Annotated in this window: 23 protein-coding genes and 2 pseudogenes; 15 read left to right on the plus strand and 10 right to left on the minus strand. The window is 71.3% G+C overall.

Features of this window, described 5'->3' with window-relative positions; all coding sequences use genetic code 11:
- Window positions 1–430 precede the first annotated feature (430 nt).
- Window positions 431–1,689: pseudogene (locus tag B0E53_RS10205) on the plus strand (IS256 family transposase).
- A 169-nt stretch (window positions 1,690–1,858) separates the two neighbouring features.
- Window positions 1,859–2,383: a serine/threonine protein kinase gene (locus B0E53_RS10210; RefSeq protein ID WP_246835328.1), complete on the plus strand. Its 525-nt coding sequence runs from the start codon at window positions 1,859–1,861 to the stop codon at window positions 2,381–2,383.
- An 867-nt stretch (window positions 2,384–3,250) separates the two neighbouring features.
- On the opposite strand, the gene B0E53_RS10215 is transcribed toward B0E53_RS10210, so the two are convergent.
- From B0E53_RS10215 to B0E53_RS10225, 4 genes are all read right to left on the minus strand, one after another.
- The gene (locus tag B0E53_RS10215) at window positions 3,251–3,763 is read right to left on the minus strand and encodes a flavoprotein (RefSeq protein WP_107075814.1); all 513 of its coding nucleotides are present in this window, start codon (window positions 3,761–3,763) and stop codon (window positions 3,251–3,253) included.
- Complete coding sequence (locus B0E53_RS37475; protein WP_168215284.1) at window positions 3,760–3,915, minus strand: hypothetical protein; 156 nt, start codon at window positions 3,913–3,915, stop codon at window positions 3,760–3,762. The genes B0E53_RS10215 and B0E53_RS37475 overlap by 4 nt, the downstream gene beginning before the upstream one ends.
- A gap of 230 nt (window positions 3,916–4,145) precedes the next feature.
- Entirely contained in the window at window positions 4,146–4,952 is an 807-nt protein-coding gene (locus B0E53_RS10220; protein WP_107075842.1) for an inositol monophosphatase family protein, read from the minus strand.
- The gene (locus tag B0E53_RS10225; protein ID WP_246835329.1) at window positions 4,949–6,043 is read right to left on the minus strand and encodes a DUF5919 domain-containing protein; all 1,095 of its coding nucleotides are present in this window, start codon (window positions 6,041–6,043) and stop codon (window positions 4,949–4,951) included. The genes B0E53_RS10220 and B0E53_RS10225 overlap by 4 nt, the downstream gene beginning before the upstream one ends.
- Before the next feature lie 161 nt (window positions 6,044–6,204).
- On the opposite strand from B0E53_RS10225, the gene B0E53_RS10230 reads away from it, so the two are divergent.
- Together B0E53_RS10230 and B0E53_RS10235 are read left to right on the plus strand one after the other, a co-directional pair.
- Window positions 6,205–6,426 (plus strand): hypothetical protein, encoded by a 222-nt coding sequence (locus B0E53_RS10230; RefSeq protein WP_107075816.1) that lies wholly within the window; start codon window positions 6,205–6,207, stop codon window positions 6,424–6,426.
- Window positions 6,423–7,592 (plus strand): FAD-binding oxidoreductase, encoded by a 1,170-nt coding sequence (locus tag B0E53_RS10235; protein ID WP_107075817.1) that lies wholly within the window; start codon window positions 6,423–6,425, stop codon window positions 7,590–7,592. The genes B0E53_RS10230 and B0E53_RS10235 overlap by 4 nt, the downstream gene beginning before the upstream one ends.
- Window positions 7,593–8,082: 490 nt before the next feature.
- Here B0E53_RS10235 and B0E53_RS10245 read toward each other — a convergent pair whose 3' ends face one another.
- Complete coding sequence (locus tag B0E53_RS10245) at window positions 8,083–9,039, minus strand: pyridoxal-phosphate dependent enzyme (RefSeq protein WP_107075819.1); 957 nt, start codon at window positions 9,037–9,039, stop codon at window positions 8,083–8,085.
- A gap of 84 nt (window positions 9,040–9,123) precedes the next feature.
- Here B0E53_RS10245 and B0E53_RS10250 point away from each other — a divergent pair, with 84 nt between their 5' ends.
- On the plus strand, window positions 9,124–10,002 hold the full coding sequence (locus B0E53_RS10250) for a LysR family transcriptional regulator (protein WP_107075820.1): 879 nt from the start codon (window positions 9,124–9,126) through the stop codon (window positions 10,000–10,002).
- 187 nt (window positions 10,003–10,189) lie between these two features.
- Entirely contained in the window at window positions 10,190–11,053 is an 864-nt protein-coding gene (locus tag B0E53_RS10255; protein WP_107075821.1) for an aldo/keto reductase family oxidoreductase, read from the plus strand.
- A 25-nt stretch (window positions 11,054–11,078) separates the two neighbouring features.
- On the opposite strand, the gene B0E53_RS37480 is transcribed toward B0E53_RS10255, so the two are convergent.
- Together B0E53_RS37480 and B0E53_RS10260 are read right to left on the minus strand one after the other, a co-directional pair.
- On the minus strand, window positions 11,079–11,228 hold the full coding sequence (locus B0E53_RS37480; protein WP_168215285.1) for a hypothetical protein: 150 nt from the start codon (window positions 11,226–11,228) through the stop codon (window positions 11,079–11,081).
- 131 nt (window positions 11,229–11,359) lie between these two features.
- Window positions 11,360–12,286 (minus strand): NAD(P)-dependent oxidoreductase, encoded by a 927-nt coding sequence (locus B0E53_RS10260; RefSeq protein WP_107075822.1) that lies wholly within the window; start codon window positions 12,284–12,286, stop codon window positions 11,360–11,362.
- A gap of 161 nt (window positions 12,287–12,447) precedes the next feature.
- On the opposite strand from B0E53_RS10260, the gene B0E53_RS10265 reads away from it, so the two are divergent.
- From B0E53_RS10265 to B0E53_RS10280, 4 genes are all read left to right on the plus strand, one after another.
- The gene (locus B0E53_RS10265) at window positions 12,448–12,693 is read left to right on the plus strand and encodes a hypothetical protein (protein ID WP_146167639.1); all 246 of its coding nucleotides are present in this window, start codon (window positions 12,448–12,450) and stop codon (window positions 12,691–12,693) included.
- A 233-nt stretch (window positions 12,694–12,926) separates the two neighbouring features.
- Window positions 12,927–15,377, plus strand: coding sequence for an acylase (locus B0E53_RS10270; RefSeq protein ID WP_107075824.1), 2,451 nt, complete (start codon window positions 12,927–12,929; stop codon window positions 15,375–15,377).
- A gap of 178 nt (window positions 15,378–15,555) precedes the next feature.
- Window positions 15,556–16,197 (plus strand): hypothetical protein, encoded by a 642-nt coding sequence (locus B0E53_RS10275; protein ID WP_146167640.1) that lies wholly within the window; start codon window positions 15,556–15,558, stop codon window positions 16,195–16,197.
- Between the two features lie 262 nt (window positions 16,198–16,459).
- Window positions 16,460–17,371 (plus strand): EamA family transporter, encoded by a 912-nt coding sequence (locus tag B0E53_RS10280; RefSeq protein ID WP_107075826.1) that lies wholly within the window; start codon window positions 16,460–16,462, stop codon window positions 17,369–17,371.
- A 575-nt stretch (window positions 17,372–17,946) separates the two neighbouring features.
- Here the strand turns inward: B0E53_RS10280 and B0E53_RS39235 are convergent.
- Window positions 17,947–18,495 (minus strand): annotated as a pseudogene (locus B0E53_RS39235) (GNAT family protein); the annotation flags it as partial.
- A gap of 47 nt (window positions 18,496–18,542) precedes the next feature.
- Between B0E53_RS39235 and B0E53_RS10290 the strand changes: the two are divergent.
- From B0E53_RS10290 to B0E53_RS10300, 3 genes are all read left to right on the plus strand, one after another.
- A complete protein-coding gene (locus B0E53_RS10290) occupies window positions 18,543–19,154 on the plus strand; it encodes a TetR family transcriptional regulator C-terminal domain-containing protein (protein ID WP_107075828.1) in 612 nt (203 codons plus the stop codon).
- A 55-nt stretch (window positions 19,155–19,209) separates the two neighbouring features.
- Complete coding sequence (locus B0E53_RS10295) at window positions 19,210–20,532, plus strand: AAA family ATPase (protein WP_107075829.1); 1,323 nt, start codon at window positions 19,210–19,212, stop codon at window positions 20,530–20,532.
- Window positions 20,533–20,691: 159 nt separating this feature from the next.
- The gene (locus B0E53_RS10300) at window positions 20,692–21,198 is read left to right on the plus strand and encodes a hypothetical protein (RefSeq protein ID WP_107075830.1); all 507 of its coding nucleotides are present in this window, start codon (window positions 20,692–20,694) and stop codon (window positions 21,196–21,198) included.
- 4 nt (window positions 21,199–21,202) lie between these two features.
- Here the strand turns inward: B0E53_RS10300 and B0E53_RS10305 are convergent, their stop codons facing one another.
- Complete coding sequence (locus B0E53_RS10305) at window positions 21,203–23,662, minus strand: hypothetical protein (protein WP_107075831.1); 2,460 nt, start codon at window positions 23,660–23,662, stop codon at window positions 21,203–21,205.
- A 233-nt stretch (window positions 23,663–23,895) separates the two neighbouring features.
- Here B0E53_RS10305 and B0E53_RS10310 point away from each other — a divergent pair, with 233 nt between their 5' ends.
- Window positions 23,896–24,813, plus strand: coding sequence for an S-4TM family putative pore-forming effector (locus B0E53_RS10310; RefSeq protein WP_146167641.1), 918 nt, complete (start codon window positions 23,896–23,898; stop codon window positions 24,811–24,813).
- A gap of 19 nt (window positions 24,814–24,832) precedes the next feature.
- Here the strand turns inward: B0E53_RS10310 and B0E53_RS10315 are convergent, their stop codons facing one another.
- Complete coding sequence (locus B0E53_RS10315; RefSeq protein ID WP_107075833.1) at window positions 24,833–25,597, minus strand: SDR family NAD(P)-dependent oxidoreductase; 765 nt, start codon at window positions 25,595–25,597, stop codon at window positions 24,833–24,835.
- A 100-nt stretch (window positions 25,598–25,697) separates the two neighbouring features.
- Here B0E53_RS10315 and B0E53_RS10320 point away from each other — a divergent pair, with 100 nt between their 5' ends.
- The gene (locus B0E53_RS10320; RefSeq protein ID WP_107075834.1) at window positions 25,698–26,552 is read left to right on the plus strand and encodes a helix-turn-helix transcriptional regulator; all 855 of its coding nucleotides are present in this window, start codon (window positions 25,698–25,700) and stop codon (window positions 26,550–26,552) included.
- Window positions 26,553–26,622: the final 70 nt, after the last annotated feature.

Here is a 26,622-nt window from a genome sequence, read left to right on the forward strand (position 1 = left end):
ACTGCAGTACCTACTCGCAACCTGGCTCGGGTTCTGCCCCCTCTGCCGCCAACTCGTCCCAACCTAACAAAGCACTATTAGTACTCCAGCCGCACTTGCCTGATCTGGAGTTTGAGCAGCTCATTGGCGTGACCGACGTGTGGACGATGCCAGCCCTGCAACTGTACGCGTCGATGCTATTCGTGCGACGGGTCAGGTGGTCGCACTGTCTGTCTGTTGTGGTCACTCATGGGGCGGGCAAGCTGTCGCGCTTGTGTTTATCGATGAGATCGTGGGCTGGCGAGCAATGCTCGAAACCTGTGGATGAGCGCCGTGGGGGCGTACCCTCCCGGCGAGTCCGAGGAATCGAGTAGAACCGCGTGCCAACGCGGGTCGGGAAGGTACGCCCGTGCTTACGGTAGTCAACCCTGAGGAGCCCACGCCAGCGACCGTGTCCGAGCCGGCCGGGTCCGGTGGGTCGTTGATCGACGAGATCGTGCGCGACGGAGCGTGTCGGATGCTGGCCGCGGCTGTCGAAGCTGAGGTCGCCGCATACATCGCCGCGCACACCGACCAGGTCGACGAGCAGGGCCGCAGGCTGGTGGTGCGCAACGGTCACGCAAGGCCGCGGCAGGTGCTCACCTCGGCCGGGGCGGTGGAGGTGGCCGCGACGCGGGTCAACGACAAGCGCGTCGACGAGAGCACCGGCGAGCGTAAGCGGTTCGCCTCGGCGATCCTGCCGGCGTGGTGCCGCAAGTCCCCGCGGATCAGCGAGGTGTTGCCACTGCTGTACTTGCACGGGCTGTCCTCGCAGGACTTCGTGCCAGCGTTGGAGCAGTTCCTCGGCACCAGCTCGGGCCTGTCCGCGGCCACGATCACCCGGTTGACCGTCCAGTGGCAGGACGAGGCCCGCGCGTTCGGCGGTCGGGACCTGTCGACGGTCGACTACGTGTACGTGTGGGCCGATGGCGTGCACCTGAACGTGCGCCTGGACGAGGCGAAACTGTGCCTGCTCGTCGTGGTCGGGGTGCGCGTCGACGGCCGCAAGGAACTCGTCGCCCTCGCCGAGGGCTACCGCGAGTCGGCCGGGTCATGGTCCGACCTGCTCCGCGACTGCAAGCGGCGGGGCATGCGCGCCCCGATCCTGGCCGTCGGTGACGGGGCGCTCGGGTTCTGGAACGCGCTACGCGAGGTGTTCCCCGAGACACGGGAGCAGCGCTGCTGGTTCCACAAGATCGCCAACGTCCTCGCCGCGCTACCGAAATCCGCCCATCCCGGGGCGAAGAAGGCCCTGGCCGAGATCTGGAACGCCGAAGACCGCGACCACGCCCGGCGCGGCGTCGCCGCGTTCAAGCTCGCCTACGGGGCGAAGTTCGGCAAAGCCGTCGCCAGGTCGTCGACGATCTCGACGAGCTCCTCGCGTTCTACGACTTCCCCGCCGAGCACTGGGTGCACCTGCGCACCACCAACCCGATCGAATCGACCTTCGCCACGGTCCGGCACCGCACCAAGGTCACCAAGGGCCCCGGCTCCAAGGCCGCCGGCCTCGCCATAGCGTTCAAGCTCATCGAGGCCGCCCAACAGCGGTGGCGGGCCGTCAACGCACCCCACCTCGTCGCCCTGGTCCGCGCCGGCGCCCGCTTCGAACGCGGCAAACTCGTCGAACGACCCGCCGCCGAGCACCTCACGAGCACGGCGACAGCCGCCTAATCAAGATTTCTCATCCACAACTCTTGACTATTGCTCTCGGCGCGGACGACACATCCACCTGCGTCACCTCCCCCTTGCGGTGACACGATGCCACAACCATGGGACTCTCCACGTCCGCTGCGGGCGGCGTTCGCGCTCTGCGAAGGGATCCGGCCGTACTGTCCTCTACGTGAGGGAGCTACCCCTGGACTCCGCGTTCGTGGTCTTCGACGCCCAGGACTCCGGGTGCGTCTCCTACGGCGTTGAGGTGTCCGGACGCCGCTGGTTCGTCAAGACAGCCACCACCGTGCGGAGCCGCCGTTCCTTGCTGCGGGCCGCCCGGTTCCACGCCGCGGTCCGGCACCCGGCCATCGTGCGCCCCCAATACGTCCTCGACGGGCCGACACTTGTCTACCCGTGGCATGACGGCAGCGTGCTGAACCACGCCACCGTTCACGGTTCGGACCGCAGCGCCCTGTACCGGTTCCAGCAACTACCCCTGCGCAACGTCGAAAGGGCCATCGACACCATCCTCGACGCGCACCTGGCCGTCGCCGCCGCCGGCTACGTCGCGGTCGACCTCTACGACGGCTGGTTCCTCTACGACTTCCGCGCCCGTCGACTACGCCTGATCGACCTCGACGAGTACCGTCCCGGGCCGTTCACCCTCGACACCGACCGCCTCCCCGGATCCCGCCGGTACATGGCCCCCTAAGAATTCGTCTGCGGCACCGTCATCGACCAGCGCACCACCGTCTACACCCTGGGCCGCACCATCCACCATCTCCTCGACTCCCCACACGGCTGGCGCGGCTCTCGCCACCAACAACAGGTAGCCGTCCGTGCCACCACCACGGCACCCGCCGACCGATACCCCGACGTGGCAGCACTCGCCGCCGCCTGGCGCACCACCCTGCCGAACCCGTAACCCGCGCCGAAGCCTGTGACAGTGGTGGCGCACCACCTAAGCAAAAAGGATCCCGACTCAGGGGACTCGCGGGAGGGCAAACTGTGAGAGCGGGTCCGGGCAGCCCGTGGCTGATCCGGGCGGCGAGCCTCGTGCGGGCCTCATGCCGAACGCTGCTCCTGCGTCCGCATCGTGGCCTGAGTCAGGGCCCGAGCTCGCGGAGGGTTGCCGCCCCCGGCGCGCCCTGCCGGCCGGCGACTCCTGAGCCGGGGAGTTGGGCGGCATCATGATCTTCGATGATGTGCGCGGTGTGTGCTCTCCAGCGGATGCCAACCCGGGTCAACCCGTGCCAACGCGAGTCACCGCGGCCGACCGCCGGTCGCAAACCGGGGTGCGTGTGCTCCGGGTGTGGTCCTTGGCTGGGAGAACGGGGGTGCGGGGAACGTGGGTGAACGTGTGCCACTCCCTGCCACCCCAGGTGAACCCCCAGGTCGCGAGACTAGGCCCTCGCGCCCTCGTAGCTCAGGGGATAGAGCATCGGTTTCCTAAGCCGCCGAGATGGCCGAGTCACGGGATCAACGCGTACCGCGCCCGCCAGGATGCAGACAGGTTATAGATACGAACACGCGAGTCTGAAGCAGTCGCCGTTTGGACGACGATCCGGCGTGAGCCCGATCAAACAGAAGGCCTGGGTCGAGTGGACGCGTGGAGTCGGTCGCCGACGATCTGCCAGTTGGGATCGCTCGTCATCGACATTGCCTGGACGCCGGCACTCACAAGTTGTCTCAGGTGTCGGTCGTAGCTCGGGTGGGCGGCAAGCTGAGTCTTGACGTTCGGGAAGGCGTATACCGGGATGCCGGTGCCGAGTGTCTCGTTGAGGATGCCGAGCGCGAGCGTGTCGTTGATCCCCAGCGCCCACTTGTTGATGACGTTGAAGGTGGCCGGCACCACGGCAACTACATCCGCCGACGGGTGCGGTTCCGGCTCACCGGGCATCCGCCACTCCACCCGCACCGGATACCCCGTCTGGCGCGCCAAGGCCTCCCGATCAATCCACGTCGCCGCTGTCGGCGTAGCGGTCACGCAGACGGCCCACCCGTCTGCGAGCAGCAGTTCAATCAGCTCACCGATCCGCAGCACCGGAGGAGCGGCACAGACCACCAGAGCCAGCACACCCCGTCGATTCATGCCAGCAGCCCAGCCCGCTCCGCCAGCGGCCGCAGCCCTGGCGTAGGCGCCCGCCGTTCCTTGGCCAGCAGGTCCAGCAGTAGCGCTCGCGCCTGCACATTGGCGTAAACCACCTCGGCGCCCACCCGCTCGGCCTCAAGAAGGTGCAGCACGGAGACTGATCGATCGCCGGAGACATGAACGCCGCTGCCGCCAAGTCGACGTGTACCTGGGCCCGTCGACCGACCAGCACTGTCGGCAACCGCGACGTATCGAGCCGCGACCCGATCTCCAGCGCGGCCGAGGATCGCGAGGACGCTTTCGCCGCCTTGGTCAACGGCTGTCAACGGCAAGGGCACGCGGCGGGCGCTTCCGGGGCGTTCAACCGGCCGGAGTCGCAAGATCATTGATCGCCCGTCGCCGCGGAGGCAGCCTTGTGGTAAGTCGCAAGGACAGCCTCCGCAAGCAGAGGTGCGACCGCGAGAGTGACGGTCGAGTGGAGGTCATGATCCCCACCGTCTTGGTCGACGACGACGGCTCCCGCTGCCCGTGCGATGACTACTCCTGCCGCCATGTCCCAGGCATGGTTCGACAGGGTCAGCGCGGCGTCCAGCCTACCCTCGGCGAGCCATGCCAGGTCGAGTGCAGCGCTGCCGGTCATGCGTACTCGCTGTACGTCAGCGGCGAGCTGAGCTGTCAGGGCGAGTCGTAAGCGGTTCCTGTCCTCGGCGTCCGTGCCTACCGCGTAGTCGCCAACGGCGACGATGGCGTCGCTCAGGCGGCTGATGCTGCTCGCCCTGATCCTTTGGCCGTTCGCGTAGGCGCCGTCGGCCTTGGCGGCGGTGAATCGAGATTCGAGGAAGGGCAGCTCGATGACGCCGAGGACCGCCTCGCTCCCGTGCACGAGAGCGAGCGAGACGGCGCACAGGGGCAGGCCGCGTACGAAATTTGCCGTGCCGTCAATCGGATCGAGGACCCACTGCATCTCGGCCGGGCCGACTGGTCCCTCTTCCTCGCCGAGGAAGCCGATCTCAGGCGTCTCTGTGACCAGGAACGTCCGGACCTCACGCTCGATCGCGTAGTCCACTTCCGAGGCGACGTCGCGGTCACCCTTCACGGTGAGCATGCCTGGTGGTCGCCGCCGCATCGTCTCGGACGCGCGCCTCACGGCTTCCACCGCGACCGGCAGCAGGTCATGGTAGTCGCTCACAGCACCCGCCGCCGCTGCCACTGCGACTCGAAGACCTGCTCAAACACCGGGTACAGCCCGGTTCCCGCCTCGTCACGGCCAATGACGAAGGCGGGGGAGTCGATGCCGCGGCTGTCTGCGAGGTAGGGCTGCGCCACACACAGATCGTCCACCAAGACGATGTTGAAGCGAAGCGTCTCGTCGTAGGTCGCGAGGTTCATGCTGTCCTGCAGGTCTGCAGGCAACCGGTCACGCACCCGTAGCAGCGTTTCAATGTTGAGCTTGGTCAGCGCCGAGAGCTGACCAGCCGGGAACCCTTCCTCCACCTCGCGGGCCTGGATCGCCGAGCCGGCCGGATTGAGGAAGAGGCATCGGACTCGGGCGCCGTTCGCGAGTAGCGCCTGCCAGCGGCGGTCGGCGTAGCCCTGGCAGAGCATATTGAGCGACAGGCCGACCGCTCGGATGTCCTGGGCGCCGTCAAGAAGCTGGTCCGGCGGTAGGTGCGCCGAGAGCTGCGACCGGCTCGGGTAGACGGCTGTCAAACCGGCAAGCGCATCGGACGGCCGCGGCGTAGGTTGCCGCTCCAGCGTGTTGAGCGCGAGCATGACGTCGCCGGGCGGGGTCTCGTTGCTCTCCCAGCTCAGTACCGTCTCGCCATTCGGGCGCCAGCCGAGGGCGGAAGCTAGCAGTTCCGCGAATTCGTCGGCAGTCTGGGCGGTGGCGGCACGGGCTGCGGCCACCCGCTGACGCGCGAGTGTGCCGAGATCTGGCTGGACAGCCCCGGAGACGGGGCGTGACTCGTCGGTATGGAGCATCACCGTGAACCGGTCGCGGACGTCCTCGCCGGCCTTGCTCAGTGCCGTATCGAGAGCGGCCTGCATCTCCAGTCGCGGGCGAACCGCCTTCTGCCCGGCTTCCCACTTCGACACGGTGCGTTCAGCAACGCCGAGGTGCGCCGAAAACTCCCGGATGCTCATTCGCAGTGCCTGGCGTAGAGCTCGCGTCTCCCGGCCGGTCCATCGGTGCACGGTCGTCATCGTGCCGCCTTCGATCACGTCGAGATCGGTATTGGGGCAGCTTAGCGCCAACAAGTGCAGCGCAGTTTCCGCCAAGGTGCAGTGCGTAGTCGTGTTGTCGGTTCGAGCGGCTGACCAGGGTGAATGCATGGCCCGGGGCGGGTGCTGGCTCCGGTCGCCGTCGACCCGAACGACGGCGACCGTCCCCGCCCGCCCCGGCGCCACTCCACGCACCACGATGCCGGAGGCGCCCACCGATGTCCGCCGCACTCGCCGACTTCCCCGTGCTCACCCCGGTTACCGACGAGGACCTGGCCCTCGCCGCGCGGGCGGTCCGGGTCCACGTACCCGAGCCCTGGCCGCACGCCCTGCTTTGCCGCAGCGAACACGTCATCTACCCGTGCCGCCTGGCCCGCTGGGGCCACGCAACGCTCGAAGCCGCCGGCCTCAGCGGAGACCAGCTCGGGGACCCGGCGTGACCGAGGCGGAGTTTCGAGAGGCAGCCGCCCGCTGGCTCAGCCTCGTCGCGGCGGACGCCGAGCTGTCCCCGTACCTGATGGGGTTGGACTGGGACCGGCTGAAGGCGCACGTCGCGCGGACGCTGACCACCGGGGAGGAGCTGCCGCACCTGGGCTGGTCGGAGGCCCAGCACCGCCGCGCCACCGACTACCTGACCGGAGCCTTGAGCCGGCCGACCTTCTGGGAACAGGTCGAGGACCGCTGTCCCGGCCTGCTGCCCGAGCGGGACGGCCCGCTCGTCGAGGCCGCGCTGCGTCAGCTCACGCGCGAGGACAGCCGACCCAACAGACTGGCGCTGCTCACCGTGCTCGGCCGCGCCTACCGCCACTACGGCCTGCGACCGGAGCACGAGGGAGTCATCGACGACGCGCTACGGACCAGGGTGCCCTGGCGAAGGGTCGAGCGGGCCGCCCGCCGGGCGGGGGAAGGCCCGGCCTGGTGGCCGGCGGAGGTCATCGACCATGACCGGGCCGCCGACGGCATCGCCGTCCTCACCGTACGGCCGTGGCGGCGGCTGCTCTGGCGGCCCGGCCAGGCGGTGCCGGTCTGCACGCCGCGCCACCCGGGCCGGTGGCGCTGGTACTGCCCGGCGAACGCGCCGCGCCCGGACGGCACCGTCGAGCTGCATGTCCGCGCGGTCCGCGGCGGCGCCGTCTCCACCAGCCTGGTCCACGAGGTACGCCCCGGCGAACTCCTTCACCTCGGTCCACCCGCGGACACCGGCCTGCACCTGGGCGATGGTCGAGACCTGCTGCTGGTCGCCGGCGGCACCGGCCTGGCCCCGCTGCGCGCCCTGGTCGAGCAGGTCGCGGCGAGCCCGGGCAGCCGACGGGTCACGCTGGTCGTCGGGGCCCGATCGGTGGAGAGCCTGTACGACGCGATCACCCTCGACAAGCTGCGCCACGACTGGCTGACCATCGTGCCGGCGTTCTTCTCCCACGACCTCTACGCGGAGCCGGCCGAGCAGGGCGACGCGCTGACCGTCGGCCTCTACCACCACCGCCCGGGCCAGCACGTCTACGTCTGCGGGCCGCCGCTGATGCTGGCCGGCGCGCGGCTGCGGCTGCTCGCCGCCGGCGTGCCCGCCAATCACCTGCACCTGCCGAACCGGATCCCGTGGCAATGACCGTTTACCGCAGCCGCCACGCCCTGGCCGGCCCGCTCACCCCGACCCGGATCGCCGCCCTACGGATCCCTACCGCACGAAAGGGTTACCGACCCGAGGACGTCGACGCGCTGCTGCACCGGCTCGCCTTCGAACTGCAACGCCGTACGCACGAGCGGGACGAGGCCCGCCACGAAAGCCAGCGAATCAGAGACGCCCTCCGCTCCTGGCAGTCCGTCCGAAGCCGCCAAACGGATTGAATAGCAGTTTCCCTGAAAGTTCGCATCACACGGACATCGTGGACTTCGACCCGATTTGGACAGTTGGCAGGCGAGGAGGACTCTGATGCCCTATTCACATCCGTGGCGACGCCGGCTCGCCGCGGTCACCGCTCTCGCCCGTCAAACTTGTGGCCCTTCCGGCCATTCCGGGATTCTTGCCTGCGAGTCAGGCTGCTCTAACCTTAGCGGGCGCTCTGGCCGGCCAGGATCTGGCGCTCGAGGTCGAGGCGTCATGCGCCCAGCGCGGCGATCTCCGCGGCCGAGGCGTTGCCGCCGGTGCACACCACCGCGACGCGCTGGCCGGCGAACGTGTCCGGGCGGGCGAGTACGGCGGCGAGCGCGGCGGCTCCGGCACCCTCGGCGAGGGTGTGCGCGTGGCTGGCCAGCAGCCGTTGCGCGGCGCCGATCTGCTCGTCGTCCACCAGGTGGAAGTCGGCCAGGCCGGTACGCATCAGCTGTTGCGGCAGGGCGAACCCGCGCCCGGTGGCCAGCCCGTCGACCCCGGTTCGGTTGGGACGCTCGACGCACGTACCGGCCCGCCAAGAGTCGTACGCGGCCCGGGAGGCCGCGGACTGGACGGCGATGACCCGGCAATGCGGGGCGAGCTTGGCGGCGACAAGGCATGCCGCCGCGGCGCCGGTGCCGCTGCCGACCGGCACCACCACCGCGTCCAGGTCCGGGCGGGCCGTGAAGACCTCCACGTACAGCGTCCCGACGCCGGCCAGCAGCGCCGCGGTGTCACCGGGACTGACCAGGAGCGCGTCGGCGGCTGTCGCCAGCTGCTCCGCGTGCCGCTGGGCGGCGGCCAGGTCCGGACCGTGCAGAACCGCGGTGGCGCCGAGCGCACGCAGCGCCCGGACCTTCTCCGCGCTGGCCGTCAGGGGCATGACGACCGTGCACGGTGCTCCGAAGATGGCTGACGCGTACGCGATGGACTGGGCATGGTTGCCGGTGGAGTAGGTGACCAGGCCGCGCTCGCGTTGCTCGGCGGGAAGGCCGGCGAGCAGGGTGAGCCCGCCGCGCACCTTGAACGCGCCCACCGGCTGCACGTTCTCATGCTTCACGTACACCGTGGCGCCGGCTACGGCGTCCAGCGCCGGATACGACCACATCGGCGTGGCGGGTAGGTGCCCGGCCAGGAGATCTTGCGCGGCGACGACGTCGGCGAAGGTCAGGGCGTTGTCCATTCACCCATCGTCGCCGCCCGACCTTCCATCGGTCCAATGCCAATCCTCGGCAGGTTTCATCGGTCCGGTTGATATGTTTGCGCCGTGCTCGACGTGACACGGCTGCGGGTGCTCGCCGCGGTCGCCCGGTGCGGTTCGGTCACCGGGGCCGCCCGCGCCCTCGGGTACGCCCAGGCGTCGGTGAGCCACCACATCGCTCGGCTCGAGGCGGAAACCGGCAGCCAACTCGTGCAGCGCGTGGGCCGCGGTATCCGGCTCACCGAAGCCGGCCGGATGCTGGCCCAACGGGCAGAGGAGATCCTCGGGCGGCTCGACGCGGCCGAAGCCGACCTCGCCTCGTACACGGGGCTGCGCGCCGGCCGGGTCCGGTTGGCCGCGTTCCCGTCCGCGCTCGGCACGTTCGTGCCGCAGGCCGCCGCCGCCTTCGTCGCCGAGCACCCCGACGTGGAACTGCGCTTCACCGAAGCCGAACCGCCCGACGCGGTCCGCCTGCTCCGCGCCGGCGAGGTCGACGTCGCCGTCCTGTTCACCTACCCCGACACGTCCGACGACACCGGGCTGCGCGGCATCCGCCTGCTCACCGAGCCGATCTACCTGGTCACGCCCCTGGACATGGCCGGTGACCGGCTGTCCGACCACGCCGCTCGGCGCTGGATCACCGGCTGCGAACGGTGCCGGGCCCATCTGGTGCACAGCTGCGCCGAAGCCGGTTTCCGGCCCGACATCGCCTTCACCACCGACGACTACGTCGCCGTCCAGGCACTCGTCGCCGCCGGCCTTGGGGTCACCACCCTGCCCGGGTTGGCCCTGGCCGCGCAACGACACACCCGGGTACGAGCGGTTCGGCTACCCGGCCCGGGCCGGCGAATCGACGCCGCCGTGTACGGGCAGCCGCCCGACCCGCCCGCCACCGCCACCCTCCTGACCCACCTCGCCCGAGCCGCCGAGCAGGTACGGACCTGAACCCGGGGCGCTCCCGCCCCGGGGCGGCGGCGATGTTGTCCGCCCCCACCCGGATTGAGCATGATCGCGCCGGGCTGCTGCGGCCACCGGTCCGCCCGCGATGGGGCGTTCCCCAGCCGGCGCGAGGGTTTGCTGGCCCCGTCGGCGGGAAGCTTGCGGATTTGCGACAACAGGGAGAGGAATTCCCATGACACTGACCAGCCTTCCCGGCGGGACCTTCAGCCTGGGGGATCTGACGGTCACCCGGATGGGGTACGGCGCGATGCAGTTGGCCGGCCCGCACGTCTTCGGTCCACCGGCCGACCGCGACGCCGCCGTCGCCGTGCTGCGGGAGGCCGTCGACCTGGGGATCAACCACATCGACACGGCCGACTACTACGGCCCGTACGTCACCAACGAGATCATCCGGGAGGCTCTGCACCCGTACCCCGACGACCTGCACATCGTGACCAAGGTGGGGGCGCTGCGCGACGCCGAGGGCAACTGGCCGCAGGCCCTCGCGCCGGAGCAGCTGCGCCAGGCCGTGCACGACAACCTGGACCGCCTCGGCCTCGACGTGCTCGACGTGGTCAACCTGCGCGTCGGCGGGTTCGACCGGCCCACCCCCGGCTCGATCGAAGAGCCGTTCACGGTCCTCGCGCAGCTGCAGCAGCAGGGGCTGATCAGGCATCTCGGGCTCAGCACCGTCAACGCCGAGCAGGTTGCCGAGGCGCAGTCCATCGCGCCGGTCGTGTGCGTGCAGAACTTCTACAACATCGCCAACCGGGACGACGACGCCCTCATCGACTCCCTCGCCGCGCAGGGCATCGCGTTCGTGCCCTACTTCCCGCTGGGCGGCTTCTCCCCGCTGCAGTCCGAGGAGCTGAACGGGGTCGCCGCCCGCCTCGGCGTCACACCGATGGCGGTGGCGCTGGCCTGGCTGCTACAGCGCTCCCCGAACATCCTGCTCATCCCCGGCACCTCGTCCGTCGCGCACCTGCGCGAGAACGTCTCCGCCGCTGCGCTGACCCTTCCCGACGACGCGCTGGCCGAGCTGAACACCATCGCTTGACGGGCCAGCACCCGGATTCGGGCAGTTAGTCCAGCCGGCGGCGGCCCAGCCATTGTGGTTCGCGGCCGGCGAGCACCCACCCGGCGACCGCGGCGAGCAGCGGCAGCCCGACAACCGTCGCCGCCAGGTGCGCGACCGGCACGTCGGTGAGCGCGTCGAGGTCGCGGTGCAGCACGCTGGCCAACCCGACATAGGCGCCAACGACGCCGAGGAGGGCGCCGAGCAGCGCGAGCGCCCCGGCCGTCGTGGCGGTCAGGGTGCGCCGGATCCGCCGGGGTGCGCCCGTGGCGGTCAGGGTGCGCAGGTTCAGGAGTTCGCTCTCGCCGCCAGCGGGATGCCCTCGCGGTACGTCGGCACCGCCGGAGCCCAGCCCAGCTCACGCTTGGCCTTGGCGTTGGAGACGCGCATCGAGGTGGTCATCATGGCGTGGACGTACGGGATGGGCCGCAGCATCCAGCTCGGCACCCGCCACGGCCGGCGTGCCCCGAGCTCGGCGGCGAACGTGTCCAGGTAATCCCCCCAGCGCACCGGCTCGTCGTCGACGATGTTGTACGCCTGCCCGGCGCGCCCCTTCTCCAGGGCGGCCACGGTCGCGGCGGCGGCGTCGTCCAGATAGATGAAGTTGGCGAAGCCGCCGGACGAGGGCACCGGCAACCGGCGCTTGCGCAGCAGGTCGACGATCATCCGGGTCATGCTGTCCTGCCCGTAGAAGAATCCGTAGCGCAGCGCGACACCCTCCAGCTCGTCGGCCGAGAACACCTGCTCCTCGGTGGAGCCGATGGCCGCGACGGCCTCCCCGAGCTTGCCGCTCACGGGCTCGGCGAACGGGTCGTCCTCGGTGATCACGTGCGGGCCGTGGTCGTGATAGCCGTACCCGAGCACGATCGACTGGGTGAGGAAGCGGTGGGCGCCGACCGCCCGGGCGGCCGCGAGGAGGTTGGCGGTTCCGGTGGTACGCAGGCTGTTCGTGCCCTGAAGCGCCGCCCGCATGTTCGTGGTGCGCAACGCGGTCAACTGGTGCATGACCGCGTCGGCCCGCACACCCCGTACGGCGGCGAGCAGGTTCTCCCGGTCCAGCACGTCGGCCACCACGGCCTCGGCACCGGCACCGCGCAGCCGCTCGGCGTTGGACTGGCTGCGGCTGATGCCGACGACCTGGTGGCCGGCGGCGATGAGTTGGCGGGTGAGGGGCGTACCGATGGCGCCCGAGGCGCCGGCGATTAGGACTCTCATGGCTTCGGTTCCTTCCTGCTGGTCTCACCTCTGTGGACGGGGTACCGGTCGGGCTTGTGATGACCTGGCGCTGTGTTGTCCCGCACAGCCGGCGCGAACTCCGATGAGGCACTCCCACGATCGACGCGGCGCCCGCGGCAGGTCCAGCTGGCCTGACCAGCGTGATTGTCCACCGCGGCCGCCGCTCTGGCGTTTGGGCGGCGGTGGCGGGCGCCCTCGACAAGGCGGGCATCTGCCGTCCGGAGGGCTTCACGGCGGCCGTCGTCTTCCGGCACTGCCTCGACTGCGGCGAGCGCAACCTCATCCGCGACGACGACTACATCCACGCGCTCTGCGGTATTGAGCTGCCGGAGGATGTGGAACCTCGGCTGGCGGCCCAGCCGTCGACCGACCAGCGTTCGCGCTGAGAGGCGGCTGACGCGGCGCGGCCGGTGAGGTGGCACCGAAGCTCGCCGTACCACCCGCGTGGCGGATCACGGACCTCTTGCTGGTGCAGGAAATCAGAGACGCCCTCCGCTCCTGGCAGTCCGCCCGAAGCCGCCAAAAAGGATTGAAATAGCAATTTCGCTGAATGTTCGCATCAATCAGGCATCGTGAACTTCAAGCCGATTTGGACGGTTGACAGGCGAGGAGGACTCTCATGCCCCATTCACACCCGTGGCGACGCCGGCTCGCCGCGATCACCGCCCTCGCCCTGCTCGCCGTCACCCTGATCGTCCCCACCGGCCCCGCCGCGGCCCGGGCGAGCGGTTACCAGGCCCTCATCCGCCGCGCCTCCTACGGCGTCCCCCACATCACCGCCCGCGACTTCGGCAGCCTCGGCTTCGGCGTCGGCTACGCCCAGGCCGAGGACAACATCTGCCTCATCGCCGAGAACGTGGCGACCGTCCGCGCCCAGCGCACCCGATGGTTCGGCCCGACCGGCGAGGACGGCAGCAACATCACCAGCGACCTGTTCCACCAGAAAGCCATCGACGACAGGACCGTCGAGCGGCTGCTCACCGGCCCCCGCGACGGCATCCACGCCCCGTCGCAGGAGGTCCGCGACCAGGTCCGCGGCTTCGCCGCCGGCTACAACGCCTACCTGCGCCGCACCGGCCCGGCCCGCCTCACCGACCCGGCCTGCGCCGGCAGGCCGTGGGTGCGCCCGATCACCGAGCTGGACATCTGGCGCATCCACTGGGCCACCATGGTCCGCGCCGGCTCCGCCGCCCTCGCCGACGGCATCATCGCCGCCGCCCCACCCGCCGTCGGCCCGCCACACCAGCCAGCCGGAAGCAGCGCGAGGCGGCCAGGCCAGAGCACCAGGAAGCAAACCGGCGCGGGCGGGCCGGAACAGGCCGGCGAGATCAGCGGCCAACTGCCCGCACCGAAGGCCACCGCCGTGGTGAAGGCCCGCGACGGCGCGCCCGCCGGGCTGGGCAGCAACGCGTACGGACTCGGAAGCGACGCCACCGTCAGCGGCGCCGGAATGCTGCTGGCCAACCCGCACTTCCCGTGGGACGGCCCGGAACGGTTCTACCGGATGCACCTCAGGGTGCCCGGCCGCTACGACGTCGAGGGCGCCGCCCTGGTCGGCGACCCGCTCGTCGAGATCGGCCACAACGGCCGGCTCGCCTGGAGCCACACCGTCTCCACGGCCCGCCGCTTCGTCTGGCACAAGCTCACCCTCGTCCCCGGCGACCCGACCAGCTACCTCTACGACGGCAAGCCACGGAAGATGACCGCCCGCACGGTCGCCGTCAACGGATCAGGCGAACGCCGTACTCTCTACGACACCCACTTCGGCCCGGTCGTGCTGGTACCCGGCGTCTTCGACTGGACCGCCGACACCGCGTACGCCATCTCCGACCCCAATGCCGCGAACCTCCGCGCGCTCGACGGCTGGCTCGCGATGGGGCGCGCGCACACCATCAGGGAGCTACGCGCGGAGCTGGACCGGCGGCAGTTCCTGCCCTGGGTCAACGTGATCGCCGCCGACAGCACCGGCGCCGCCCTCTATGCCGACCACTCGGTCGTGCCCCGGGTGACCGACCGGCTCGCCGCCGCCTGCATCCCGCCCGCCTGGCGCGACCTCTACGCCACCAGCGGCCAGGCCGTCCTCGACGGCTCGCGGTCCCGCTGCGCGCTGGGCCGCGACCCGGACGCCGCGGTGCCCGGCATCCTCGGCCCGGGCCACCTGCCCACGCTGGTCCGCCGTGACTACGTGACCAACTCCAACGACAGCTACTGGCTGGCCAACCCGGCCCACCCGCTGACCGGCTTCCCGCGCGCCATCGGCGACGAGCGGACCGAGCGGAGCCTGCGTACCCGCCTCGGCGTGGAGCAGGTGCGGCAGCGCCTCGCCGGCACCGACGGGCTCCCGGGCACCCGCTTCACGGTCGACCGGCTGTGGGCGGTCACCCTCGGCAACCGGACGTACGCCGGCGAGCTGGTCCGCGACGACCTCGTGAAGGTCTGCACCGCCCATCCGGTGGCCGCCGCGTCGGACGGGACCAGAACGGACCTCACCGCCGCCTGTAAGGCCCTGCGAGGCTGGGACCTGCGGGTCGACCTGGACAGCCGGGGCGCGCACCTGTTCAGCGAGTTCACCCTGGCCGGCGGGCTGCGCTTCGCCGACCGGTTCGACCCGGCCGCGCCGCTCACCAGCCCGCGGCGCCTCGCCGTCGACGACCCGGAGGTACGCACCGCGCTGGCCGACGCCGTCCGCCGGCTGGCCGGCATCCCCCTCGACGCCCGCCTCGGTGACCTCCAGACCGAGCCGCGTGGCGGCCGGCGGATTCCGATCCACGGCGGCCGGCCGGAGCCGGGCGCGTTCAACATGGCCGTCGACATGCTGGTGCCCGGCGTCGGTTACCCGAAGGTGCGGCACGGCACCTCGTACCTCATGGCCGTCGAGCTGGGGCCGGACGGGCCGTCGGGTCGGCAGCTGCTCACCTACTCACAGTCGGCCAACCCGAACTCGCCCTGGTACGCCGACCAGACCACCCTCTACTCCCGCAAGGGCTGGGACACGATCAAGTTCACCGAGCGGCAGCTACGGGCCGACCCGAACCTGGTCAGCTACCGGGTGGGGGAGCGCCGCTCCTGACGGTCCGGGTCGAGCACGCCGTGCGCAAGCAGCGCCGAGTCCGGACGGCGCGATGGCGGTTCTGAACGGCGGTCCCATGTGATACCGCCACCTGCCCGGGCGGGGCAGCGTGCGCCCCGGCGCCGTCATTAGCGTTCGAGTGACCGGTCAGCGATCCCCACCACATCGAGGAGGATGCGTGAGCCAGCCGCCCAGTCCGGCGCTCCCCGGCGAGCCGAAACCAGTAACCGTGCACATCGAAAAGTGGCGTGCCGCGCTTCCGCCAGACGCCTGGCCCGACGGGTTCCCAGAGGTCGGGTCGGTGTGGCGGCGGGACGTCTTCGCCGTTGCCGAGGCGTGGCGCGCCGGAGCGGCGGACCCCCGGCAGTTGCTGAGCGCGGTGCTCATCTGGGGCTACGGTCCGATCGGCTACGGCCCGTGGCGTGCCACGCGGTCCCTCGACGGCGACCCGGACGGCAAGCGGCTGGCGCACGCGCTCGAAGGGCTGCGCCCACCGGTCCCGGAGGAGGATGCCCCGCGGACCACCTACCAGCGCCTGCGTGACCCGAACGAGTCGCGGCTGCCGCGGCTCGGCCCCGCGTTCTTCACCAAGCTGCTCTACTTCGCCGGCTACCGGCGGGGCGCGGCCGGCCGGCAACCGCTGATCCTCGACAGCGTCGTTCGGCGTCGGCTGCCCGTCGACGCCGGTGTGCGACGCGAGTCTGGATGGGTGTCGGAGGAGTGGCTCGCCTACCTCGGCTGGGCGGCGGACCAGGCGCACCGCCGGGGCATCGAGCCCGACGAGGTGGAGATGGCGCTGTTCCACGACCGCTGGGGTTGACCAGGGGCGCACCGCCGCTAGCACGTCCCGTACGGCGGCGAGCAGATTCTCGCGGTCCAGCACGTCGGCGACCACGGGCGGTGCATAGGATCGGGTCATGGGCCGGACCTTCGACATCATCTCACCGCCGCGCTCCTGAGCGGGGCGCCTCTGCTCATCGTGTCCAGCCGGTGTCGGCTGCACACGCGGTTCACCCAGCGCTGAGTCCGGCACGCCCCGCTTCCGCGACCCCCATTCCTCTCGTCGCAGGAGCAATTTCCTCATGCTTGTCTCCGAACAACCGGTGGTTGCCGCCCGACGCTCCGCCACCGGCCTGTGGTCGCTTGTCCTCGCCGGCGTGCTGTGGGGCACCGGTGGCCCCACCGGCAGCCTCCTCGCCCACGAAACGGGGCTGTCACCGCTCGCGGTGGCGTCCTACCGGCTCGCCGTCGCGGGCCTGCTCGTCATCGGCTGGCTCTGCCTGACGCGAAAACCGCTGCCCCGCCGCCGGGAAGCCTGGGCTCGGATGGCCGTGAACGCACTGCTCGCCGCGGTTTTCCAGGCCTGCTTCTTCGCCGCGGTGTCGCTGACCAACGTCAGCCTCGCCACCCTGCTCACCATCGGCGCCTCACCCGCGTTGGTCCTGACCGCTGAACGGGTCACCGGACGGCGGCGGGTCAGCGCGTCGATGCTCGCCGCGGTGGCGCTGGCCGTGGCCGGTCTGGCCCTGCTCGTCGGCACGCCGGCTGACGGCATCACCACCACCGGCGCGCTCACCGGGGGCGGACTCGCGCTGCTGTCGGCCGCCGGCTTCGCCGCGATGACATTGATCGGCACCCGGCCCGTCGCCGGTCTCGACGATCTCACCGCCACCGGCGTGAGCTTCGCCATCGGCGGGGCCGTGCTCGCCGCCGCGTCCACACTGACGTCCGGCATGAACTTCGCCCCGACCCCGACGTCCGTGGGATTGCTGCTCCTGCTGGGCGCCGTGCCCACCGCGATGGCGTACGCCCTGTACTTCCGCGGCCTGCGCACCACCCCGGCCGGTACGGCAGCGCTGATCGCGCTGCTGGAACCACTCGTCGCCACACTCCTGGCCACCCTGTTCCTCGGCGATCGCCTGAGCTCGGCCGGGCTCATCGGCGCTGGGCTGATCACCACCGCCATCGTGCTGAACACCCGCGGGCGCCGCTGACACAGAGGGGCCCGGGCGGGACCGACAGGACCTGCCCGGGCCCGGGTGGCAGTTTCGCCGGAAGCAGCGATCCTCGGCGCTGCAGGGACCGTGGTGGCCGCGTTCGGTCCCGCTCAGGCAGCTGCCGTAGCCTGCCCGAGGGTCGGCTCGTCGTCCCAGGCCAGCGAGCTCAACTTCCAGCCCGACGGGGTCCTGACGAACTGGGTCGTCTTCACGCCCCGGCCCTCGAACCACTCGCCGTTGAGGTAGCCCGACTTGCGGTACTCGCTGAACCGCTGGGCGATCGAGCCGTAGATCTCGGTGGTCTCCCATTCCCGGAACTCGGTAAGCGTCCCGTCGGTGAGGATCTTCTCGCGAGGCTCGACGAACTGGCGCAGGTCGTAGATCACCGGGGTCTCGCCGACGGTGCTGATGATCATCCCTTCGGGGATGAAGACCTCTTCGATCGCCCCGATGTTCGGCTTGGTGCCGCCCGGGTTGGCGAAGGCCCCCAGGAAGGTGGCCATCAGGCCGTCGAGTTCGGCCTTCACCTCCGCGGACCTGCTGCCCCTGCGCGCGAGGCGGGGTTGGCCGGCGCGGCGGGCCCGCCACTCGTCGGCCAGCACGGACCAGACCTCGAGATCGATCCGTCCGCCTTCGCCGTCCGGGTAGACCTGGCGCAGCGTTCCGTCGCGGCTCATTCCCAGCCGCTGCGCGACCGCGATGCTGCGCGCGTTGCGCGACTTGGTGCGCCACTCGACGCGAGCGATGCCGCGTTCCTCGACGGCCCAGTCGATGATCCGCTCCGCGGCGCGGGTGACCAGGCCGTGGCCCTGTGCGCCGGGCTCCAGCCAGCAGCCCGCCTCGCAGAGGCCCAGCGCGGTGTCGAAGGAGACGAGCATGACGCCGCCGACCAGGCGGCCGTCGAGCCAGATTCCCCAGATGCCGCCGCTGTCCTGGGCCCGCTTGTCCGCGTAACGCCGCAGTACCGCGCGAGCCCCGTCGAGGTCGCGGGCGACGAACGCGGGCGAGACCCACGGCAGGATGTGCCCGCGCGCCCGGTCGAGGTGGTGGAGGAACTCCTCGGCGTGCCAGGGCTCCAGCGGGCGCAGCACGGCCGAGTCGGTGAGGGGCAACGCGAACATCACAACCTCCGTACATAACAAACGTTTGGCATGTACGCTAACAGGCCATGACCCCCGCACGAACCGACCATGACTCCCGCCGGCAGGACGTCTCGGAGGCGGTCTGGCAGGTCCTGGCCGAGCACGGGTTCGGCGGCCTCACCATGCGCGCCGTCGCGGCGGCCCTGGGCTCCTCGACCGGACTGGTCACCCACTACTTCGCGGGCAAGCGCGAGCTGATCGCCCACGCCCTCGACATTCTCGAGGTACGCACCGCGCAGCGCCCCCGGCAGGCCGCTCCCGCGCCCGGACTGGCGGCGTTGCGCACGCAGATGCTCAACATCCTCCCGCTGACTCCCGATGCGGTGGCGATGAACCGGATCTGGGTCGGCTCCTGGGACGTCGCCCTGTCCGACCCCGACCTGTTCGCCGCCCAGACCCTTCGCTACGAACGCATCCGGGCAGAGCTGCGCACCTCCATAGAGGACGCCCAGCGGCTGGGCGAGCTTCCCGACGGTGACTCGGGCCGGCTTGCGACGACCGTGCTGGCGTTCACGCACGGCCTGGTGGTTCAGGCGCTGTTCGACTCCGACCGGCTGCCGGCCGCGACACAGACCCGACTCGTCGACGACTTCCTCGCCGCGTTCATCCCTGAGCAGGCGGGGGAGCGTCGCCGCTGACGGACCCGGCTCGTATGGTGGCGGGGCGCGGCAGTCGGCTCGGGGAGGGTGGTTCATGCTCGCGGAACTGGCAGCGCCGCCGGCCGTCGCGGCCGAGCGGGTGATCACCGCCGTGCTGGCCGACCTGCGCTCCGGCGACCACCGGGGCGTGGTGGTCGACTCCCCGCCCGGCGCCGGCAAGTCCACCCTCGTGGTGCGCGCCGCTTCCGAGCTGGCCGCCGCCGGCGAGCCGCTGATCATCGTGGCGCAGACCAACGAGCAGGTCGACGACCTCGTCGACCGGCTCGCCCGCAAGGCCCCCGAGCTGCGCATCGGGCGGCTCTCCGCCGCCGACTACCAGCCGACCGACCGGGTGAAGGGCCACGAGACGGTCCGGGTCGCCGCCAAGGTCGCCGACCTCGGTGGTGCGGCCGTCATCATCGGTACGGCTGCGAAGTGGGCCACCGTCGCCGAGGGCGTCTGGCCGTGGGCGATCGTCGACGAGGCGTACCAGATGCGCTCGGACGCCCTGCTGCGCGTGGCCGGGCGGTTCGAGCGGGCGCTGTTCGTGGGCGACCCGGGGCAGCTCGACCCCTTTTCGACTGTGGAGACCGCGCGGTGGACCGGGCTGACCTGGGATCCGATGCAGTCGGCGGTGGCCACCCTGCTGCGGCACAACCCGGAGCTGCCGGTGCACCGGTTGCCGGTGTCGTGGCGGCTGCCCGCCACCGCCGCGCCGGTGGTGGCTGCCGCGTTCTACCCGTTCACCGGGTTCCGCGCGGGCACGGAGCCGGCCGACCGGGCGCTGACCTTCACCGAGCCGGGACCGGGCGACCGCTTCGACGCGACGGTCGAGGTGGCGGCCGCCGCCGGCTGGGCGCTGCACGAGCTGCCCGCCCGGCACACCCCGCGTACCGATTCCGAGGCCGCGGCGGCCTGCGCGGAGCTGGCGCTGCGGGTGCTGCGGCGGGGAGCGATCGCGGTCTCCGAGGCGGCGCCCGGCGGCGCGCCGGTGACCGCGGACCGGATCGCCGTCGGGGCCGCGCACCGCGACCAGGTGGCGGCCATCCGGTCGCACCTCGGCGCGGCCGGCGCGGGCATCACCGTCGACACCGCCAACCGGCTCCAGGGCCGGGAGTACGACGTGACGATCGTGTTGCACCCGCTGTCGGGCCGGCGGGACGCGACCGCCTTCCACCTGGAGTCGGGGCGGCTCTGCGTGCTGGCGTCGCGGCACCGGCACGCCTGCGTGGTGGTGGCCCGGGCGGGGATAGCCGAGCTGCTGGACGCGCACCCGTCGACCGAGCGGGTGCACCTGGACGTGCCGGTGAAGTTCCCGGACGGCTGGGAGGCCAACCACACCATGCTGGCGGTCCTGGGCCGCCATCGCCTGTCTTGATCGCCGTCAATGCGTGAATGAATGGCCGCGGCGTTAGTCGCTTTCTGTCAGTCCCCTGGTGATCAGCGAAAGCTTCTTCCTATTCTGGCGCTCACCCGTGGCTGACCTGGTCGCGGGCTGCCCGTCCGCCCCTGCGCGCCCGACATCGCGAGGTGCCGAATGGTCAATTCCCGCGCCCGGAGAATCCTGCTCGCCGCCGTCCTCGCCTGGCTCCTGGCAATTCTCTGCACACCCACCGCCGCCCTGGCGGAGAACACCACGCATCAGCGACAACTCGCCGACTACCTCGCCGCCCACCCGGGTGGCACGGTCGTCAACGACAACGAGATCAGCTATCAGGGTGGGCGGTTCGTGGTGACCCTGCGCCGCGCCGAGGTGGGCACCACCGCCACGGCCGACTGCCCCTGGGGCTGGTACTGCTTCTACGAGTGGCCCAACTTCGGCTACCCGCGCGGGCGGCTCTCCTCCTGCGGCTGGCAGAACCTGGCCACCTGGAGCTGGCAGTACCGGGTCGAGTCCGCGCACTACAACCTCGGCAGCGGTTACGTCTCGTTCTACTACTACTTCGACCAGCGGCTTTTCGACGTCGGCGCGGGCAACCGGGTCCGCAGCGACGCGTCGCCGTACCGGAACTGGGCCAACTACGTCTACCGCTACTGCCCCTGACGCGTCAGCACTTCCGGTCGGCGCTGCTGTCGGTGCGGACCCGGGCCCGGAACAGGTGGTAGCCGAGCACCTCCTGGTCGGCGCTGGTCGTCTCGTGGCTGAGCAACTCGCCGGTCGTCCGGTCGAACAGCAGCGTCTCCCGGCGGCCCTCCCGGCCGTCGGCGCTGACCGCGACACCCACCCGGCCGGCCCGGTCGGGGTACTCGCCGCGGTAGGTGATGCCGGGCGCCGCGGCGAGCGCCAGCAGCAGCGCCGAGCGCTGCGCCGGGCTGAGCACGTGGTAGCGGTGGAAGCGGACCACCAGCAGTACCGCGCCGGCCCCGTCGCGCAGCTCGGGCGGCTGCTCGTCGGCCAGGTCGGCGAGCTGTTCCCGCAGGTCCGCCGGGTCTGTCCTGGGCAGCGGGAGGCCCGCCGTCCACTCCTTGGTGGCGTACCAGGTCACCTGCGGGGTGCGGCGGCGTCCGTGCGTGACGGCGGTCTCGACCTCGCGGCCGGTGCCTCGCGTGGTCCACCACACCTGGTGGTCGCGGTAGCTGTCCCAGTCGATGGGGCGCCCGGTGCCGGTGTCCGGCGACCAGATCCGGACGCAGGTGTAGGTGTAGCGGCCGTGCGGCGCCTTCTCGGGGAGCGCGGCCACCCGTACGGCGAGGTCGGTGAGCTTCGGACCGGGTTCGGTCAGGGGCAACCGGGTCCGCGGGGCGTTCCGGTCCGAGGTGCTCGGGGTGCTGCGCGACGAACCGGTCGGGGGCACCTGGCTGGGCGTGACGGGCGCCTCCCGCCGGTTGGTGAGCATCGTCGGGACGAAGGGCATCGCGCCCACGACCGACAGGCCCACGGCGATCAGCGCGTACCGGGCACGGTGCCGGAGCCCGGCGTGCCGTCGCGCCGGGGCGGGCTGCGGTGGCGGTCCGGCGTTGCCCCGGTCGCCGGCGGACGGCGTCGGGCTGAGCCGGCTCGCGGTGACCTGGTCGTTGCTCCGCTGCTCCGGGATGTGGCGGCCGTTCGACCCCGGGGTGGCCTCCCGCGTGGCCGGTGCGTTCCGCCGGGCGGACCACAGGTACGGCCGGTTCCTCAGGTCCTCCGCCCGGCCCGGGCCGTCGGCCCCGTGTCCCGGCCGCGCCACCGGCCCGACGAACTCGATTTCGGGTGGGGTGGACAGCGAGCGCGGCGCGGACGGGGTGGCGTTCAGTGGCCAGGCCGGGTCGAAGCCGCCGGTCCGGGCCGGCAAGCCGGGGTCGGCCGGCAGTGGGGGAAGCCCGTCGGTGGCCGGCGGCCGCCAGACCGGAAGGGCCTCCTGGCGGTACGCCTCCGCCGCCTCCCCGGCCAGCCGGAGGCACCAGCGCCGCCCGGGCGCCTCCACATCCTCGAAGGTGGTGCAGATCAGGGCGTAACTGATGAGGGAGAGCCGGTACTGGGCTCGCCACTGCGGCACCCACCCGGCTGCGTAGTTGATCCCGAGCTGATGAACCGCCCGAACGAGCGGGGTGAGCACCGGCGGCAGCCAGGAGGACTGGTGGCCGTCCGGGTCGATCAGGCAGCGCAACAACTCGTCAGCCTGCCGAGCTGGCAGGTCGGGCAGATGGCGGAGGATGGTGCTGAGTGCCAGAGCGACCAGGTCCCGGGTCAGCGGCGCGCGGTGCTCGAAGTTGCTCAGGTCGACCAGACGGAACCGGGCCGCATCCAGCTTTCCGGCCGGGGAGACCGGGATGAGCGCGTTGCCGCCGTGCAGGTCGCCGTGGCTGCGGCCGGCGACGTAGAGGACTGTGGTCGGGGCCAGTGGCCCGTCGGCATCGAGCAGCCGAAGGGGGTTCGGTAGCGCCCGCCCGTCGACGGCCAGCCAGTCAGCCGCGGGATCGAGGCCCAGCCGGACGGCCGCCTCCCGGGCCTCGGCGAGAGAGTCCATCGCGGACAGCTCGCGGCGCACGTACTCGCCCGCGGTGGTCTCCTCGATCTGCAGACCGTCTTCGCGCGGGACGTCGAGGTCGATCGCGTTCCAGTCGTTGAGCACCCCGTCGAGGACCTTCTGGACCGCCTCGACCAGATCGTCGCCGTCCAGCTCGTCGAGGGTGCGGGCGAGGTCGCCGTCGTGGGCGAACCGCTGGAACATCAGGTGGCGGCCGTCGGCCACCGGGTACCAGGAGCCGTACTGCTCGACCAGGTGCCGCTTGGCGAACCAGGGGCAGGAGTGCCATGCCTCCTCGTGCCGAGCCGCCTCCCGGCTGGTCGACCCGGCCGGCAGCACCTTGACGAGCAGCTTGCTGGTGCCGCCCCGGAGCCCCGCGAACGACCGGGTGAGCAGGATGGCAAAGAGCCGGGCCCCGGTCTTGCCGTGCAGGTGGGGCGCTCCGGGGAGTGGCTTCACCCGGCCGCTGCGACCGGTTGCCCAGCCGGTCAGGGCCGCGGTCACCGGCGCGTCCCGCACGTGCTCCGAGAGGCCGGCGTCGTTGCCGGCACAGTCGTCCATGTCCTCGTCGAGCCTCTCGAGAAGAGTGGGATCTGTGCACCGGGCAGCCGGGGGTGGGGCGTCCGAAGAGGGGGTGCGCAGGGTGGTGCGCGAAGTTGAAGGTACCTCAATTGCGGCATCCCTCCCGGACCTACTCAATGGTAATGGAAAGATCACCATCCGATATGGATCTACAACGTACGGTGACATTGAGTCGGCTGGATAGAATTGGGCAGCCGATCCGGGAGGCCGACATGACCCGACCCGTGGAATCCCTGCTCACGCGGCAGAACCGGCCCGACATGATGGCGCTGCTGCACGCCATGTCGGTCTGCCACCGGCGTGCCCAGCGGCTGGACAACCTGCGGATGCTGCTCTCCGTGACCGTCGGCGTGGCTGGCGCGGCGGTCGCCGTCACCGGCCTCCCCGGCACCGCCGTGACCGCCGTCGGCGCGCTCTGGGCGGTGGTGAACGCGGTCGGCCTCGGGTCCTGGTCGCAGGGGCAGATCCGGCGGGCGGCGGTGCTCCAGGAGATGTTCGACGTCGAGCTGTACCGGCTGCCGTGGAACGAGGTGGCGGCCGGCGAACCGGTGAGCGCCCACGAGGTCAGCCGCCTCGAACGAAGCTTCCGGGGCGGCGAGGAGTACCTCCGCGGCTACTACGAGGTCCCGCCGCTGCCCCACCCGTACGACGTTCTCGCCTGCCAGCACCAGAACCTCGCCTGGGGCTCCCGGCTCCGCCGCCGGTACGCGTACACGGTGCTGGCCGGAGTGGCGGCCTGGGCGGTGGCCGGCGTGCTGTTCGCGGTGACCACCGGGCTGACCGTGGCGGAACTGCTGCTCCAGTGGTTCGTCCCGGCGCTCGGCGCGCTCCTGCTCGGCCTGGAGATCTACCGGGGGCAGCGCGACGTCGCGGCCGACCGGGAGCGGGCGCTGGCCATCCTCCAGCGGCGCATCGACGCGGCGGCCGGCGACCCCGCCGGCACCGGGGAACTGCTCATCCTGGCCCGGCGGATCCAGGATCTGATCCTGCTCGGCCGGCAGCGCCAGGCCCGCGTCCCGGACTGGTTCTTCCGCCGTTTCCACGCGGCGGACCGGGTCGACTTCCAGGCCGCCATGGACAGCCTCGCGGAGCGGCTCGGGCCGCCTGCGCCGGCCGCCCGGCCGGACTGACCGATCGGGTCGAGGAGGGCTAGTCGCTGTGCGGGTCGGCGGCGTTGAGGGTGGCGACGACCTGGTCGTAGTCGCCGCGCGTCTCGCCGTAACGGAGGAACTTCACCCGCTCGACCTGGATCTCGGTGGCGTCGGGCTGCGACTCGATCAACGCGACGACCTCCGCCACGAACTCGTCGAGCGGCATGCCGAACTCGCTGTTCTCCTGCCCGGGCAGCAGCGAGGTGCGGACGGACGGCGGTTCGAGCTCGACGACCTTCACGGTGGTGTCGGCCAGTTGCAGCCGGAGTGACTCGCTGAGCATGTGGATCGCGGCCTTCGACGCGTTGTAGCTGGGGGTGACCCTGAGCGGCGCGAACGCCAGGCCCGAGGAGACCGTCATGATCGTGGCGTCCGGCTGCGCCCGCAGGTGCTCGATGAAGGCGGCGATGAGGCGGATCGGGCCGAGCAGGTTGGTCGTCACGGTCGCCTCGGCGGAGGCGAGGAACGACTCGGGCCGGCGCCAGTCCTCGATGCGCATGATGCCGGCCATGGTGATCAGGACGTTGAGGTCGGGGTGCTTCGCCAGCACCGCCTTCGCGGCCGAGTCGATGCTCGCGGGATCCGTGGTGTCGATCTCCACGGTGTCGATGCCGGGGTGCTCCGCGGCGATCGTGTCGAGCAGGTCGGTGCGCCGGCCGCCCACGATGACCGTGTTGCCCCTGGCCCGCAGTTCGAGCGCGAGCGCGAGGCCGATTCCACTCGTGGCGCCGGGGATGAAGATGCTGTTTCCGGAGATGTTCATGCCTCGAGACTGGCCCAACCCGCGGGGGCGGATGAAGAGATTGGCTATCGGGGGATCGGCAATCCCTGGTTGGCCCGCACGACCGGCGGATACTGGGATCATGGACCGCCCAGCCCTGGCCGACTTCCTCCGCCGCCGCCGCGAGGCGCTGCGGCCCGGGGACGTCGGGCTGGCCGCCGGCGCCCGCCGCCGCGCGCCGGGGCTGCGGCGCGAGGAGGTCGCCGCCCTCGCCACCATGTCGACCGACTACTACACCCGCCTCGAACAGCAGCGCGGCCCGCAGCCGAGTCCCCAGCTGCTCGCCGCCCTCGCCCGGGCGCTACGGCTGACCGGCGACGAACGCGACTACCTGTTCCGGGTGGCGGGGCACAACGCTCCGGCCTCGGTGTCGGCGGCGACGCACGTCGCCTCGGCGCTGCTGCGGGTGCTGGACCGGCTGGCGGACACCCCGGCGCTCATCCTGTCCAACCTCGGCGAGACCCTGGTGCAGAACCGGATGGCCGAAGCCCTGTTCGGGGACCGGTCGGGTCACACGGGACTGGCTCGCAGCGAGATCTACCGGTGGTTCACCGACCCCGCGGAGCGGACCCGCTACCCCGAGGAGGACCGCGACCGGCAGAGCCGCGCCCAGGTCGCGAACCTGCGTGCCGCGTACGGGTCGATGGGTCCGCAGTCGCGCGCCGGTGAGCTGGTGCGTGCGCTGCAGAAGGTCAGCCCGGAGTTCGCCGAGCTGTGGGAGCGGCACGAGGTGGCCCAGCGCTTCGCGGACCACAAGACGCTGATCCACCCCGAGCTGGGGCCGATCGAGCTGGACTGCCAGGTGCTGTTCACCGAGGACCAGTCTCAGGCCCTGCTCGTGCTCACCGCGCCGCCGCGCAGCGAGGGCTTCGAGAAGCTGCAACTGCTCGCCGTGCTGGGCACCGAGCGTTTCCCCGCCGACCAGATGCCCGGATAGCCCCGCTGTCCGCCGAGCCGCGCGAGCTGCGGGCGGGATGGCGGATGGTCGCCATCCATTGCCATCATTG

Source organism: Micromonospora sp. MH33 (genome assembly GCF_003013775.1).
GTDB classification, from domain to species: domain Bacteria; phylum Actinomycetota; class Actinomycetes; order Mycobacteriales; family Micromonosporaceae; genus Micromonospora; species Micromonospora fulviviridis.